The sequence below is a fragment of the Kosakonia sp. genome, assembly GCF_032104925.1.
GTDB lineage: Bacteria > Pseudomonadota > Gammaproteobacteria > Enterobacterales > Enterobacteriaceae > Kosakonia.
This window is the reverse complement of the sequence record NZ_DAMCGF010000001.1, coordinates 116543-132635: the sequence shown is the minus strand read 5'-3', so window position 1 is coordinate 132635 and position 16093 is coordinate 116543. Positions and strand designations below refer to the sequence as shown.

Annotated in this window: 11 protein-coding genes and 1 other RNA gene; 5 read left to right on the top strand and 7 right to left on the bottom strand. The window is 53.6% G+C overall.

Annotation, left to right across the window (positions count from 1 at the left end):
* Nucleotides 1–16: 16 nt before the first annotated feature.
* From lpxP to RT644_RS00670, 3 genes are all read right to left on the bottom strand, one after another.
* The gene (lpxP, locus tag RT644_RS00680) at nt 17–934 is read right to left on the bottom strand and encodes a kdo(2)-lipid IV(A) palmitoleoyltransferase (protein ID WP_313625054.1); all 918 of its coding nucleotides are present in this window, start codon (nt 932–934) and stop codon (nt 17–19) included.
* Nucleotides 935–1142: 208 nt separating this feature from the next.
* Nucleotides 1143–1553 (bottom strand): 1,4-dihydroxy-2-naphthoyl-CoA hydrolase, encoded by a 411-nt coding sequence (gene menI / locus RT644_RS00675; protein ID WP_016496321.1) that lies wholly within the window; start codon nt 1551–1553, stop codon nt 1143–1145.
* The gene (locus RT644_RS00670) at nt 1550–4606 is read right to left on the bottom strand and encodes an FAD-binding and (Fe-S)-binding domain-containing protein (RefSeq protein ID WP_313625052.1); all 3057 of its coding nucleotides are present in this window, start codon (nt 4604–4606) and stop codon (nt 1550–1552) included. Before RT644_RS00670 ends, menI begins: the two co-directional genes overlap by 4 nt.
* A 208-nt stretch (nt 4607–4814) precedes the next feature.
* Between RT644_RS00670 and ydiK the strand changes: the two genes are divergently transcribed.
* Together ydiK and rprA are read left to right on the top strand one after the other, a co-directional pair.
* The gene (gene ydiK / locus RT644_RS00665) at nt 4815–5921 is read left to right on the top strand and encodes an AI-2E family transporter YdiK (RefSeq protein WP_269230857.1); all 1107 of its coding nucleotides are present in this window, start codon (nt 4815–4817) and stop codon (nt 5919–5921) included.
* Between the two features lie 188 nt (nt 5922–6109).
* An RNA gene (rprA, locus tag RT644_RS00660) (antisense sRNA RprA) lies at nt 6110–6217 on the top strand.
* 19 nt (nt 6218–6236) lie between these two features.
* Here the strand turns inward: rprA and RT644_RS00655 are convergent.
* The 4 genes from RT644_RS00655 to ppsA all read right to left on the bottom strand — a co-directional run bounded on the left by RT644_RS00655 (nt 6237) and on the right by ppsA (nt 13398).
* The gene (locus RT644_RS00655; protein WP_097407059.1) at nt 6237–6443 is read right to left on the bottom strand and encodes a hypothetical protein; all 207 of its coding nucleotides are present in this window, start codon (nt 6441–6443) and stop codon (nt 6237–6239) included.
* A 580-nt stretch (nt 6444–7023) separates the two neighbouring features.
* Complete coding sequence (locus tag RT644_RS00650; RefSeq protein ID WP_313625049.1) at nt 7024–9396, bottom strand: glycoside hydrolase family 3 N-terminal domain-containing protein; 2373 nt, start codon at nt 9394–9396, stop codon at nt 7024–7026.
* Complete coding sequence (locus tag RT644_RS00645; RefSeq protein WP_269230854.1) at nt 9393–10802, bottom strand: MFS transporter; 1410 nt, start codon at nt 10800–10802, stop codon at nt 9393–9395. The genes RT644_RS00650 and RT644_RS00645 overlap by 4 nt, the downstream gene beginning before the upstream one ends.
* A 217-nt stretch (nt 10803–11019) precedes the next feature.
* Nucleotides 11020–13398 (bottom strand): phosphoenolpyruvate synthase, encoded by a 2379-nt coding sequence (ppsA, locus tag RT644_RS00640; RefSeq protein WP_097407056.1) that lies wholly within the window; start codon nt 13396–13398, stop codon nt 11020–11022.
* Between the two features lie 331 nt (nt 13399–13729).
* Here ppsA and RT644_RS00635 point away from each other — a divergent pair, with 331 nt between their 5' ends.
* The 3 genes from RT644_RS00635 (at nt 13730) to hemP (ending at nt 16092) form a co-directional block, all read left to right on the top strand.
* Nucleotides 13730–14563 carry a pyruvate, water dikinase regulatory protein gene (locus RT644_RS00635; RefSeq protein ID WP_016496328.1) on the top strand — a complete coding sequence of 278 codons (834 nt, stop codon included), beginning with the start codon at nt 13730–13732 and terminating at the stop codon, nt 14561–14563.
* 154 nt (nt 14564–14717) lie between these two features.
* Nucleotides 14718–15764, top strand: a complete 1047-nt coding sequence (aroH, locus tag RT644_RS00630) for a 3-deoxy-7-phosphoheptulonate synthase AroH (protein ID WP_016496329.1) — start codon at nt 14718–14720, stop codon at nt 15762–15764.
* A gap of 136 nt (nt 15765–15900) precedes the next feature.
* The gene (gene hemP, locus RT644_RS00625; RefSeq protein WP_044489374.1) at nt 15901–16092 is read left to right on the top strand and encodes a hemin uptake protein HemP; all 192 of its coding nucleotides are present in this window, start codon (nt 15901–15903) and stop codon (nt 16090–16092) included.
* The last annotated feature ends 1 nt before the right edge of the window (nt 16093 follow it).

The following is a 16093-nucleotide window of genomic DNA, read 5'->3' as shown; positions in this document are numbered from 1 at the left end:
GGCGCGTTAACAAAGGTTAGTTATAAAGCGAAGGTTCGCCGACCGGGCGGGTTTTAAAACGCCGGTGGATCCAGAGATACTGCTCCGGTGCGCGCAGGATTTCGCGCTCAATCACTTTGTTCATGTAGCTGGCGGCAGCAAACTCATCCTGAACCGGATAGTCATTCAGCGCCTGGCCGATATGCAGCGAATAACCGGAGCAATCCTCTTTACGCACCATCGTGACCGTCAACATTTTCGCCCCGGAAAGGCGCGATAAAACGTAGGTGCCGTTGGTGGTGGCCGCGTTTTGCACACTGAAGAACGGGGCGAAAATACTGCCTTTGCGACCGTAATCCTGATCCGGCGCGAACCAAACGGCTTCCCCTAGTTTCAGCGCATTGACCAGACCTTTCAGGTTACGGCGATCAATCATCGATTTATTGGAACGCATACGCCCGCGCGTCTGTACCCATTCCATCAACGCATTATTATGCGGGCGATAGGTTGCCATCATTGGCTGACAAAGCCCCATTACGCGCCCGCCGAGCTCCAGCGACATAAAATGCACACCGACCACCATCACACCACGCTGGCTGGCCTGGGCGGTCTGCAAATGCTGATAGCCTTCGACATCAAACCAGCGGCGTACACGCTTATCCGACCAGAACCACGCCATGCCGGTTTCAATCAACCCCATGCCCAACGACATAAAGTTTTTCGCAATCAGCCGCTCACGCAGTTCATCGCTCATATGGGGGAAACATAATTCGAGATTACGGCGGGCGATACGCTCACGGCGCTGCAGGAATCGACGTGATTGCCGCCCCAGCCCCGCGCCAAGGCGGGCAAGAACAGGATAAGGAAGTTGAACGAGCAGCCAGAGCAAACCTAATCCGGCCCATGTCACCCAATGGCGTGGGTGTAAAAATTCGCGCTTAAACGGTGTCATCATTGTTACCTAAAAGCCTTAATTCAGTAGCGCTTAAAGAGACAATGAATCACTTCATCAGGTCATTACGCGTTACAGCCACTCGCGCCGGTTGAAGACAATCGGGCGGTACATCCAGTGCCGGACAATATAGCACGAAGAGCTAAAATCTAATGCGCAGAATAATGAATAAAAAATGAAGATTTTTCGGCGGTTATACCGCCGAAAATGATTAGACAATTGCCGTGGTCAGCCGTGATGAACAACACAGGCGGGATTGTTCGTCATAAATATCGATTTGCCAGACCTGATGCCGCCCCCCCGTATGCAACGCCCGACAAACACCGCGCACGCGCCCGCTGCGCACCGAGCGCAAGTGGTTGGCGTTGACCTCCAGCCCCACCACTTTCTGTTCCCCTTCCGTACACAAATAGCCGGCAACAGAACCGAGCGTTTCCGCCAGCACCACCGACGCACCACCGTGTAACAGGCCAAACGGCTGATGCGTTCGTTGATCTACCGGCATACTCGCCTCCAGCGCATCGTCACTGATGCGTTCAAAGCGAATATCCAGCAACCCCACCATATTGCCATCACCCATTGCATTCAGGGCTTCCAGCGTAACCGCACGTTTCCAGATCATCCCAAAATCTCCAGTAATGCCTGTAGTGGATGGCGCACGCCATTCCCTTCGATTCGTTTAACCTGGCTGCGGCAAGAGTAGCCGGTTGCCAGACAGCGATTACGCGGCAAACGCTGCATCGCCTGATGCCAGGAAAGCTCATAAATGCCCAGCGAACTGGCATGGTTCTTCACTTCATGACCATAGGTTCCGGCCATGCCGCAGCAGCCAACGCTGACATTTTCCAGTACCGCGCCGAAACGCGCAAAAATCGACGCCCATTGCCCCGTAGCACCCGGTAGCGCAGTCACTTCTGTGCAGTGGCCGAACAGATACCAGGGCTCACCGCTGAGCGCGCGTTCACCGATGTTATCCAGCGCCGCTGGCAGCCATTCATGCACCAGTTGCACATGAAAGTCCCCACGCTTATCGCCTAACGCCAGCTTGTACTCGTCGCGGTAGCAGAGCACCAGCGCCGGGTCGACACCGACCATCGGCATGCCCAGTTGTGCCACGCGGTTAAGGAAATCTGCGGTTTTTTGCGCCGTTTTGGCAAAGCGATTCAGGAAACCTTTAATGTGTTGCGCCTTGCCGTTTGGCGAGAAAGGCAACACGACCGGCGCGAAGCCAAGCCGTTCGACCAGACGAACAAAATCGGCCACGACCTGCGCATCGTAATAGCTGGTAAACGGATCCTGCACCACCAGGACAGTTTTCGCTTTCTGCGCGGCATCGAGCTGTTCAAGCTGCTCAAGCGTCATGTTCGCCGTGCGATGCCCGACCATCTGACGCTGCAATGACGGCACAGACAGCAACGGTAAATCCACCATGCCGATATGCTTCGCGGAAAGGGAACGCACCCACGGCTGGCTCATAAAAAAGTTAAATGTTTTCGGTGCGCGCGCCATTAATGGCGCATAACTCTCAACCGTGGCGACCAGATGATCGCGTACAGGGCGCAGATAACGGCTGTGATAGAGCTGCAGGAAGCGTGACCGGAACTCCGGCACATCAATCTTGATCGGGCATTGTGTAGAGCATGCTTTACAGGCCAGACAGCCGGACATCGCTTCTTTAACTTCATGCGAGAAATCATACTCGCCGCGACGGGCATGCCAGCTATTGCGCGTACGCTCGATTAATGTGCGCAAACTGGCCCGCTTTTCCGGCAGCTCTTTTTCCAGCTTAATTGGATCGATGCCACGATCGGCCAGCAGACGCAGCCATTCACGCACCAGCGTTGCCCGCCCTTTTGGCGAATGAATACGGTTCGCCGAGATTTTCATCGACGGGCACATCGGGCTTTTCACATCGAAATTAAAGCATAAGCCGTTACCGTTACACTCCATGGCGCCACGCCATGAGGAACGCACGGCAATAGGAATTTGCCGGTCAAGCGTACCGCGCTTAACGTCATCCACCTTCTTCATCGGCGCGTCAATGCCTTCAGGCGGGCAAATTTTACCTGGGTTCAGCCGGTTTTCCGGATCGAACGCTGCTTTGATTTTGCGTAACTCACCATACAACTGATCGCCAAAAAACGCCGGGCTATATTCGGCGCGGAAACCTTTCCCGTGCTCGCCCCACAGCAAACCGCCATATTTTGCCGTCAACGCCACCACATCATCCGAAATGGATTTCATCAGCACTTCTTGCTGCGGATCGCACATATCCAGCGCGGGCCGCACATGCAGCACCCCGGCATCGACATGACCAAACATGCCGTAGCTCAGGCCATGTCCATCAAGCAGCGCACGGAATTCAACGATGTAGTCCGCCAGATGTTCCGGCGGCACGCAGGTATCTTCCGCGAAGGGAATCGGCTTGGCCGCGCCTTTCGCGTTCCCTAATAACCCCACGGCTTTTTTACGCATGGCGTAAATGCGCTCAATGCCCGTCAGATCTTCGCACAATTGCCAGCCAATCACGCCGCCTTCACCCTTAGCCATTAACGTATCGAGGCGCTGGCACAGCGACTGCACCTGCGCATCAATCAGCGGCTGATCGTCACCGGCAAACTCAACAATATTCAGGCCAAGCAGGGTTTTGTCCGGCACATCGGTAATCAGCTCTTTCACCGAATGCCAGACAATATCTTCCCGCGCCAGATTGAGCACTTTCGAATCTACGGTTTCGACGGAGAGCGCCCGCGCTTCCACCATAAACGGCGCATTGCGCAGCGCGGAATCAAACGAATCATATTTAACGTTCACCAGACGGCGAACTTTCGGCAGCGGCGTGATATCAAGGCGCGCTTCGGTAATAAACGCCAGCGTCCCTTCTGAGCCGGTCAGAATGCGGGTTAAATCAAATTCGGTCATCTCGTCATTAAACACATGACGCAGATCGTAACCGGTAAGAAAACGGTTCAGTTTGGGGAAGTTATCCAGAATCAGCTGACGGTTATCGCGACAGCGCTCCAGCACCGTTTTATAGATACGCCCGATAGCGGTGCTGGCATTACCCAGCGTTTCTGCCAGCGCCACCGGCATCGCCTGCGTATCGAGGATATCGCCACCCAGTAACACAGCGCGGACACCCAGCACATGGTCGGAAGTTTTCCCGTAAACAAGGGACCCCTGCCCGGAAGCGTCGGTGTTGATCATTCCCCCCAGGGTCGCGCGGTTGCTGGTCGACAGCTCCGGCGCGAAGAAGAAACCGTAGGGTTTCAAATACTGGTTGAGCTGATCTTTGATAACGCCCGCCTCAACGCGCACCCATCCCTCTTCAGGATTGATTTCCATAATGCGGTTCATATAGCGGGACATATCAACGATGATGCCCTGGTTCAGCGCCTGCCCATTGGTGCCGGTACCGCCGCCGCGCGGAGTAAAGACCAGCGTACGAAAACGCGGCTCGGCCGCGAGGCGTGTGATCAAGGCAACGTCGGACGTTGAACGAGGGAAAACGACGGCATCGGGTAATAGCTGGTAAATACTGTTGTCTGTCGCCATCGTTAGCCTGTCGGCGTAGCTGGTGGCGGTATCACCGGTAAAACCTTGTTGCTCCAAAGCCTGCAAAAAATTCAGCACCAGTTGAACGACGCCCGGTGCCTGGGAAATCTGTGGGATCATTATGCTTGACCCTGCCTGACTGTTAGTGTTGTGAATAGTTAATCGTTTGCTTTAAGCATTCATCGTTGTATCACATTTTTTTCTTATGCGCCCATGAGAATTACAGGCAGAATCGGACTGTCCAAAACCGCTGAAATCATTAATCATTATCACTGGTGATTTCCAGAAACACCGAATTTTCAGCCACTCAATAAGGTGAGTAAATCGTATGGTTGATCTACGTCAGTCCAGGGATGTACCGCAAATCATGCTGTCGGTACTGTTTTTAGCAATCATGATTATCGCCTGTCTGTGGGTCGTCCAGCCCTTCATCCTCGGTTTTGCCTGGGCGGGAACGGTGGTGATCGCCACCTGGCCACTGCTGGTACGCCTGCAACGCGTACTGTTTGGCCGCCGCTCGCTGGCGGTGTTAGTGATGATGCTGCTGTTGATCCTGCTGTTTATCATTCCTGTCGCGCTACTGGTTAATAGCCTGGTGGACTCCAGCGGCCCGGTGATCCATGCCATCAGCACCGGCGCCATGTCACCGCCAGATTTAGCCTGGCTAAACAGCATCCCTTTCGTTGGTGAGAAGCTCTATGCGGGCTGGCACAGCCTGCTGGATATGGGCGGCAGTGCCATTATGGCCAAACTGCGGCCGTACGTAGGCGCGACAACCACCTGGTTTGTCGGCCAGGCCGCGCATATCGGACGCTTTATGCTGCACTGCGGCCTGATGTTGCTGTTCAGCGCCCTGCTTTACTGGCGCGGTGAGCAAGTTGCCAGAGGGATCCGCCATTTCGCCATTCGTCTTGCCGGGAAACGTGGCGATGCCGCTGTGCTGCTGGCAGGCCAGGCTATCCGCGCCGTAGCGCTTGGTGTGGTGGTCACCGCGCTGGTGCAGGCCGTGCTTGGCGGCGTTGGTCTGGCCATTTCCGGCGTGCCCTACGCCACGTTGTTTACCGTGGTCATGCTGATGACCTGTCTGGTGCAGCTCGGACCGTTACTGGTGCTGGTTCCGGCCATTATCTGGCTTTACTGGAGCGGAGATTCCACCTGGGGCACCGTGTTGCTGGTCTGGAGCTGCATTGTCGCCACGCTGGATAACTTCATCCGCCCGGTACTTATTCGCATGGGCGCGGATTTACCGCTGATCCTTATTCTTTCAGGGGTAATTGGCGGACTGGTCGCTTTCGGTATGATTGGCCTGTTTATTGGCCCGGTATTACTGGCGGTCTCCTGGCGGCTATTCTCCGCGTGGGTGAATGAAGCGCCCGAACCGGTAGCGGCAGATAATGCGCTAAGCGAAGTCGACGATTTAGATAACCCCTCCTGAAAATAATAAGGCGGGGTAGCCCGCCTTAATTATTATTAAGCACTACTTATCATTTCAGACACGAAATCCCGATCAGATCCCTCTGAAAGCGAAATATTGCGCGATTTAGCCCATATATTCTTCACGTCCATTTAACTAATGAGACGAATCTGATCGACGCAAAAAATCGACATGCCTACTATTAGCTCACGGTTATAAATCAACACCTTGATTTATAAGCATGGAAATCCCCTGAGTGAAACAACGAATTGCTGTGTGTAGTCTTTGCCCATCTCCCACGATGGGCTTTTTTTTCGCCGCTTTCATTTCAAGCACTTATTTGCCGGATGCAGACGCGCTTCCGTTGCCGCTCAACGCGCAGGCGCCATTATCAATGGCTGCACCAATCGGTAGATAATCGAGTGCTAAATGCATCGTGCTCACATCGTGTCCGTCACAGTCACGAATATGATCGTTATACGACGCACAGCCATTAAGACCCGCGCATGCGAGCACGATATACATGAATAAATAAGCTTTCATTTGAATAACCTCAACACGATTGCAGGCAAGTAAATAGATCACTTCCGCTACAGCGAAATAAAAACTGCAATAGTTAATAAATTAAAATCGTGAAAACACGATCACTCTAAACCCGCTTACGTATTTACCTGCGCCAGCTGCTGATAAGATGATGCTGAGACAGCACGCGATCAACGACGTTACATAACCGGCCCTGCAGCGCCCTGTAAATCCTGCGTTCACAGGCGTAGTTCACCCACCGGATACCGCCGGGTTCAATGTCGCCAAACCCCGTCACACCATGACAAATAAAATGGACATAATGGCGCGCAGCTATTTTCCCACCAGGTAAAATCTCAATAAATTTTTTCTGCAAGTACAGAGAAATAGAAAATAACGAACAGCTAAGTTACGGAATGGAATTATATGCGGGGTAATTATCAATACAATAAATATATACCAGCGGCAGGCACGAATAGCTTACGATCGCACAAATACCTCAGGTAATTGTAAGTCATGCAGCGTGGTTGTTATTTCAACCGGGTTATTGTTGTTTGTTTGTGCAAAAAAATAGCCCATCGAGCGATGGGCTACGATGTTATCACTGGCTGACTTCGCACTGACTCATCATTTTCCAGTCGGTGGGAAGTTCGCGGGTCTCGCCGTAAACGTTCACCGTGAGCACTGCGCGGATATCTGCCGATGAGGCACCGATTTGCAGCTCAAACTCACCCGGTTCGACAATGCGCTGCCCGTCACGGCGCGTAAAGTTGAGCATATCCACCGGCACGATGAACGTCAGGGTTGCCGTTTCACCCGGTGATAATGCCACGCGCTGGAACGCTTTTAGCTCCTGCACCGGACGCACCATTGACGCTACTTTATCCCGGACATACAGTTGCACCACCTCGCTGCCGCTGCGATCTCCGCTATTTTTTACCTGCACCTGCACACGAATATCGCCATCAATCGCCACATCCGGTGTCAGCAACACCGGGTTCATATACTCGAACTGCGTCCAGCTCTTCCCGTAGCCAAAGGGGTAAAGTGCGCCAAAATGGAAGGCAAACGGTGTACCACCGCTTTTCAGCTTGTGGTTGTAATAATAGGGCATCGCCCCCGCGCTTTTCGGCACGCTGACGACCAGACGCCCCTGCGGCTCTGCCCGCCCGGTCAATACATCGGCAATCGCCCGGCCGCCCTCCTGCCCCGGCGCCCACGCCATTAACCATGCGGCAACGCGCGACTCCAGCCCTTGCAGGTTATACGGACGCCCACCGGTCATGACCACCACGACCGGTTTCCCGGTTGCCACTAACGCCTCCAGCAACTGTTGTTGCACACCCGGCAGCGTCAGGCTGTCCGTGTCGGAACCTTCCCCCACCGTCCCGCTCTGGAACAGCCCGGCAAGATCGCCCACACAGGCAATGATCACCTCGCTTTCCAGCGCCACGCTCACCGCGTGCGGGATCAGGCTCAAATCCATGGAAACTGGTGACTGCTGCATCGGTTTCCCCGACGCATCCCCGGGGAAAACAGGGGCGCCAGCCATACGTTTTTCAATAATATGGCAGCCTTTGGCATAACGGACATTCCCCTCGCCCAGCGTCTGGCGCAGCGCCGCAAGCGGCGTGGTGACCTGCGTGGTCTCCTCCAGCATATCGCTAATGATCAAATGCACCGGGAAACTGTACCCGCTGAGCAAAGCCAGCGGGTCGTCAGCGGTCGGGCCAATTACCGCCACTTTCGGCGAGCCGTTCAATGGCAGAATGCCGTTATTTTCCAGTAGCGTCATTGAGCGCGTAGCGACCTCGCGCGCTACCTGCCGCGTCCTGGCAGACTGCAGGTCGATACCCTGTTCATCGGTATAAGGCTGTTCGAACAAACCGAGGCGGAATTTCACTGCCAGCACGCGGGCGACAATTTCGTCCACTTTTGCCATGGAGATAAGGCCGCGCTCAACGGCCTCTGCCAGATGGCGTGCACAATCATCTTTTGGCAATTCAACATCCAGCCCGGCATTAAACGAGAGCGCAGCGGATTCCGCGGCATCGTGTGTCACGCCGTGATGTTGATGCAGCAGGCTGACGCCACCGTAATCGGCAACAATAATGCCCTCGAAGCCCCACTGTTCACGCAGCAAAGTGGTGAGCAAGAAATGGTCACTGTGACCCGGCTGGTTATCAATGTCGTGATAGGCTGGCATCACCGATCCTGCTTTCGCCAGCTTCACTGCCATCTCGAACGGCAGCAAAAAGGTGTCGTTCAGCTCGCAAAAGCCGAGGTGTACCGGGGCATGGTTACGCGCGCCTTCGCTAAACGAGTGGCCAACATAGTGTTTGAGCGTCGCCAGCATATCGCCCTTTTCACCCTGCAACCCGTTCACGTAGGCGCACGCCATCACCCCCACCAGCCACGGATCTTCACCAAACGTCTCTTCCGTGCGCCCCCAGCGCACATCGCGCGAGACATCCAGTACCGGAGCCAGCCCCTGTTTGCATCCGGTCGATCGCGCTTCCAGCCCGATATGATGGGCGGCACGTTGCACAAGTTGCGGATCCCAGGTGGAACCGTAGTTCAGCGAGGAGGGAAATAACGTCGCGTCTTTGCACAATAAACCCACCAGGCACTCTTCATGAAACAGTGCGGGGATACCCAACCGCGTCTCTTCCACCAACGTTTTTTGTAGCCGATTAGCCGCGCGTACACCGCGCTTCGCCTCCACTATATGCGTGCCCAGTGGACGGGTTATTTGCCCGACCCCCAGTTTAAGCCGCTGTGCCAGCGCCACCTGCGCGCTGACACCGGCAAACTCATCGCTGAGATCGGTGCGCTCGCGGTGCTCTCCCTCTTCTGAAAGCACCAGCCACAACGCATGCATTTGCGCAAATTTCTCTTCCGGCGTCATCCGCGCCAGTAAATCCGCAACGCGTTCGGCCACGGGACGGTTTGCGTCCTGGTAGATAGCAGTCATCGGGTCACTCCTGTGTTATTGAAATCCGGGGCGGTTTGCACTGCCGTGTCGCTTTCACTGACGTCGCGTTTACGTATCAGATCTTGCGCGATACTGTCGGCAACCTGGCTATTGAGTTTGTAGCGGGTCAGCAGCAGCACCATGCAGATAAACAGCAGGCAGGGGATCAGCGTAAACAATGCGTTAATGGTCGTCAGCACCGTCGCGCTCTGGGCTGCCTGATTCGGCGCATAATCCACGGCACCAAGCACCCACCCCACGACTGCGCCGCCAAGCGCCAGGCCAAATTTAATGGCGAATAACGCTGTCGAGAACACCAGTCCGTCGAGGCGACGCCCGCTGCGGTGCTCTTCGTAATCCACCACGTCAGAGAACATGGTCCATTGCAGCGGCGTGGTCAGGTTCTGAATAAAGCTGAAAACGATATTGAGGCCAAAAATAAGCCACACTTGCGTCGGCGGGATAATAAAGATCAGCGCCGCGAAAACGACGAATGTAATAATTGTCCACTGGTAGGCGCGCACCCGGTCAAATTTCCCTAATAACCGCGCTGATAATAGCGCTCCGCTTAGGGCGGCGATCATGCCCGAAACAATAAAGGTAAATACCATATCCGGGCGCTGTAATACGTATTTGACGTAATACATCGTGGCGGAACCACGCGTTACAACCGCGGTTAACAGCAAAATATTAAACACAAAGACAATGCGCCACTGCGTATTTTTCGCCAGCAATTTGAGATCGCTGAACAGCGAACCGGAGCTATCATTGCGCGGCGTAAAACGCTCGCGTGTCATAAAGAAGCAGCCAAAGAACAGAAAAATGCCCAGTACGCCCATCATGCTCATGGCATAAAAATACCCTTTTTGATCGTTACCAGCCCCCAGATGTGCCACCAGCGGCAGGGCAATAACGGTCACGATCAGGCCGCCAATAAACGATAAACCAAAGCGCCAGGACTGCAGCGAGTGGCGCTCGTGCGGGTCCATCGTCAGCGCGCCGGGCATGGCGCAGTAAGGGACGTTAATCGCAGAGTAGATAAAGCTAAGGATGGCGTAAGTGACGCAGGCATAGAGGATTTTTGCCGTCGCCCCTGCGTCCGGGACATAAAAGGTAATAATGCAGCTCACACCAAACGGTATTGCAAACCACAGCAGCCAGGGGCGAAAACGCCCGTGTCGCGTTTGCGTACGATCCACCAGTGCGCCGATGCAAGGATCGACAAAAGCATCCACCGCGCGCACGACCAAAAACATGGTTCCCATGATGGCGGCGGGTAACCCAAACACATCCGTATAGAAATAAGCGAGAAACAGCGTTGCGGTTTGCCAGACCAGGGCGCTCGCCATATCACCCAGACCGTAACCAATTTTGTCTTTTGTACTCAGGACAGAGGAGATTGTCATTTTTATTAGCCTTGTGAGGTCAAAAAATATTTCAACATGGCGCGACAGATTAACGTCGCACTGCTCACTACCGGCTCAAGTATTGGAAGAAGCTAACGAGGGGACAATTGCAATAATTGCCAGGCTTTTTACGTTTTTTGGTTATTGTGATCGCCGCCGAGTTCGCGGCTGAAATAAAAAAATCCCCGACATTATGTCGGGGATTTTACTTTTGCCTTTATTTTTTCAGTTCGGCGAGGCTTAGCCAGGTCTGCACAACGGTGTCCGGGTTGAGTGAGAGACTATCAATGCCCTCATCCATCAACCAGGCGGCAAAGTCTTCGTGATCCGAAGGCCCTTGCCCGCAAATGCCGACATATTTGCCCTGCTTTTTCGCCGCACGGATCGCCATCGAAAGCAGTGCTTTCACCGCGTCGTTACGTTCGTCGAACAGTTCAGAGACCACGCCGGAATCGCGATCGAGACCCAGCGCCAGTTGCGTCATGTCATTGGAGCCGATAGAGAAACCATCGAAATACTCAAGGAACTGCTCCGCCAGCAGCGCGTTGGACGGGATTTCGCACATCATGATGATTTTCAGCCCGTTCTCACCGCGTTTCAGCCCCTGGCGCGCCAGCTCATCAACTACCGCTTTTGCCTGTTCAACGGTACGTACAAACGGGACCATGATTTCCACGTTGGTCAGCCCCATATCGTTACGCACGCGTTTTACCGCTTCGCACTCAAGCGCGAAGCAATCGCGGAAGCTGTCGGCCACATAACGGCCTGCGCCACGGAAGCCGAGCATCGGGTTCTCTTCTTCCGGCTCGTAGCGCTCACCGCCAACCAGATTGGCGTATTCGTTAGATTTAAAATCAGACAGACGCACAATCACGCGTTTTGGCCAGAATGCCGCGCCCAGTGTCGAAATGCCTTCCGTCAGACGGCCGACATAAAACTCAACCGGCGAATCGAAGCCTTTTATCATTTCGCGGATTTCGTTTTGTAATTTCGCGTCCTGATCATCAAACTCCAGCAGTGCGCGCGGATGCACGCCGATCATGCGGTTGATGATGAATTCCAGACGCGCAAGGCCTACGCCTTCGTTTGGCAGGCAAGCAAAATCGAAGGCGCGATCCGGGTTGCCGACGTTCATCATGATCTTCAGCGGCAGATCCGGCATGGTGTCTACGCTTGAACTTTTCACGCTGAAATCCAGCAGATCGGCATACACATAACCGGTATCGCCTTCGGCGCAGGAGACGGTGACTTTCTCACCGGTTTTAATACGTTCGGTCGCGTCGCCGCAGCCCACCACCGCCGGAATACCTAACTCACGCGCAATGATCGCCGCGTGGCAAGTACGGCCGCCGCGGTTGGTAACAATCGCCGCCGCTTTTTTCATGATCGGTTCCCAGTCCGGGTCGGTCATGTCGGTTACCAGCACATCGCCCGGCTCGATCAGGTTCATCTCGCTGATATCGTGGATCACTTTCACCGTACCGGCGCCAATGCGATGCCCAATGGCACGGCCTTCAGAGATAATGCGCCCCTGGGCATGCAGCGTGTAACGCTCCATCACCTGGCCACGCGAACGCACGGTTTCCGGACGCGCCTGCACGATAAACAATTTACCGGTATGGCCGTCTTTCGCCCATTCAATATCCATTGGACGGCCATAGTGTTTCTCGATTTGCACCGCCTGCTTCGCCAGCGCCTGCACTTCGTCGTCGGTCAGGGAGAAACGGTCGCGCTCGGCCTGCGGTACATCTTCAATCTGCACCTGCTTGCCATGCTCTTGCGTCGGCGCATAGATCATGCGGATTTTCTTCGACCCCATGGTGCGACGCACAATGGCCGGACGATTTGCCGCAAGCGTTGGCTTATGCACATAGAACTCATCCGGGTTAACGGCGCCCTGCACCACCATTTCGCCCAGTCCCCAGGCAGAGGTGATAAACACTACCTGATCAAAACCGGATTCCGTATCGATGGTGAACATCACGCCAGAAGAACCGATATCCGACCGCACCATGCGCTGCACACCGGCAGAAAGCGCGACGCCGCGATGATCGTAGCCCTGATGCACGCGATAGGAGATGGCGCGATCGTTGAATAACGAGGCAAACACATGCTTCACCGCCACCAGCACGGCGTCATACCCTTGCACGTTGAGGAAGGTTTCCTGCTGACCGGCAAACGAGGCATCCGGCATGTCTTCTGCGGTCGCAGAAGAACGCACCGCGAAAGACGCTTCAGCGTCGTCTTCAGAGAGTTTGGCATAGGCTTCGTGGACGGCTTTTTCCAGCTCAGGCGGGAACGGCGTGTCGACAATCCACTGGCGGATCTGCGCACCGGCTTTGGCCAGTTCGGACACATCATCGATGTCAGTTTTATCCAGTAATTCGTAAATGCGCTGATTTAGCCCGCTTTGTTCCAGAAACTGGTTAAACGCATCGGCCGTGGTCGCAAACCCATTCGGTACGGAAACCCCCATACCGGACAGATTAGTAATCATTTCACCAAGGGAGGCATTTTTGCCCCCAACTCTGTCTACATCATTCATGCCGAGTTGGTCATACCAAAGCACCAGCGGAGACGAGCCATTGTTGGACATCGAAACAATCCTTTTGTGATATATGAATGGGTGAAAACGTCGAACTACTTTTTTATCCTGGCATAATTAATTCCGTTGAAAAAACGGTGAATCGTGTAAGCAATTACGATTTCTGGTTTTTCGGATAGATTCCCATCAATAAATCATCTTGAGTAATTTCTCATTTTTGTATCTCCTTATTTTTTATAGGGGAAATTAAAAAAATGAACCGTTGAGTTCATTAAAAATAAAAACGGCATTTCATTTTAAAAATGAGAAAAAGGAGATACGCATGTTGAGGGTTTTAATTTATGCTTTCAGAGAATTACGCATGTCATTCAGGATGGGTTAAATGGACAGTTCAGTTGATCGCCACGTCTTTTATATTTCTGATGGAACCGCTATCACCGCTGAAGTATTAGGCCATGCGGTCATGTCGCAATTCCCGGTTGCCGTCAGCAGTATTACGCTGCCGTTTGTGGAAAACGAGAGCCGGGCCCGTGCCGTCAAAGAACAAATAGACGCCATCTATCAGCAAACCGGCAATCGCCCCCTGGTGTTCTACTCCATTGTGATACCGGAAATTCGCGCCATTATTTTGCAAAGCGAAGGATTTTGTCAGGATATCGTTCAGGCGCTGGTAGCACCGCTGCAGGAGGAATTAAAACTCGATCCCACCCCCATTGCGCACCGCACACATGGGCTCAATCCCGGTAATTTAACGAAATACGATGCGCGTATCGCGGCTATTGATTACACCCTCGCGCACGACGATGGTATTTCTTTGCGCAATCTTGATCAGGCGCAGGTGATTTTACTGGGCGTTTCGCGCTGTGGAAAAACACCGACCAGTCTGTATCTGGCGATGCAATTTGGTATTCGCGCGGCAAATTATCCTTTTATTGCCGATGATATGGATAACCTCGTTCTCCCCGCTGCGCTAAAGCCACTGCAGCATAAATTATTTGGTCTGACCATTAATCCGGAGCGCCTTGCCGCCATTCGCGAAGAGCGCCGGGAAAATAGCCGCTACGCGTCGTTGCGTCAGTGCCGAATGGAAGTTGCAGAAGTGGAAGCGCTTTATCGCAAGAATCAGATCCCCTGCCTTAATAGTACCAACTACTCGGTAGAAGAAATTGCCACTAAGATGCTCGATATTATGGGGTTAAATCGCCGCATGTACTAACAAGCTAGTACATAGGTGCGAAGTGCGCTATGATATTGCCCGGAAACGTGATGTGCTTTGCAACCCCTCTTGAAATAAGCCGGGATTGGTTTAAGGTGTTGCGCATCACTTCCGGCATTCCTGCCGCTGAAGCACCTAATTTTTGAGATTCTTGATGAACAAAACCGATGAACTTCGCACTGCGCCAATCAGCAGCCTGGTGACACCAGCTGAACTTGCGCAGCGCTACCCTGTTACCTCAGAGGTAGCGGAGCATGTGACCGCATCCCGTCGGCGGATAGAAAAAATTCTGAATGGTGAAGATCGCCGCCTGTTGGTGATTATTGGTCCCTGCTCGATTCACGACCTTGACGCCGCCGTTGATTACGCGAGCCGTTTACAAGTATTACGTGAAAAACACCACGCGCATCTGGAAATCGTTATGCGCACCTACTTCGAAAAACCGCGCACCGTAGTGGGCTGGAAAGGACTGATTTCCGATCCGGATCTGAACGGCAGTTACCGCGTAAATCACGGTCTTGAACTGGCGCGTAAACTGCTATTGCAGGTCAATGAGCTGGGAGTACCCACCGCGACCGAATTCCTCGATATGGTGACCGGCCAGTTTATTGCCGATTTAATTAGCTGGGGAGCGATTGGCGCGCGCACCACGGAAAGCCAGATCCACCGCGAAATGGCCTCGGCGCTTTCCTGCCCGGTCGGTTTTAAAAACGGTACCGATGGCAATACACGTATCGCCGTTGACGCGATCCGCGCTTCACGTGCCAGCCATATGTTCCTCTCGCCGGATAAAAGCGGGCAAATGACCATTTATCAGACCAGCGGCAACCCGTACGGCCACATCATTATGCGTGGCGGTAAAAAACCGAATTACCATGCCGGAGATATTGCCAACGCTTGCGATACGCTACGCGAATTTGGTTTGCCGGAGCATCTGGTGGTGGATTTCAGTCATGGCAACTGCCAGAAAGAGCATCGCCGCCAGTTGGATGTCTGTGACGACATTTGTACGCAAATTCGTAATGGCTCGCTCGCGATCTCTGGTGTGATGGCGGAAAGTTTCCTGCAAGAAGGCACGCAAAAAATTGTCAGTGGCCAGCCGCTGGTATACGGGCAATCCATTACCGACCCATGCCTGAACTGGGAAGACAGTGAACTGCTGCTGGAAAAACTCGCAACCGCGGTTGCCACCCGTTTTTAACCTTTTCCTGCTGACTCAATTACGCATTCCCCCTACTTTTTCCTGGGGGAACTGCGTTCAGGTAAACAATCGCCCTTGCTTCACATCGCCATACTATTGATAATCATTATCATTGTTGGTTTGTCTTAAAACAGATATGTCGCAAATGGATAGCACGCCTGCATCACCGGTCACGCCTCAGGAAAAGCCCACGCACATCACCCCAACCGATCGCCGCATTCACAGCCGTTCACTGCTGGGGGATGAAGGGCGCGTCGTTATTGAGCACAACGGGCAACAATACCTTCTGCGCCAGACGCATGCCGGAAAATTGATCCTGACAAAGTAGG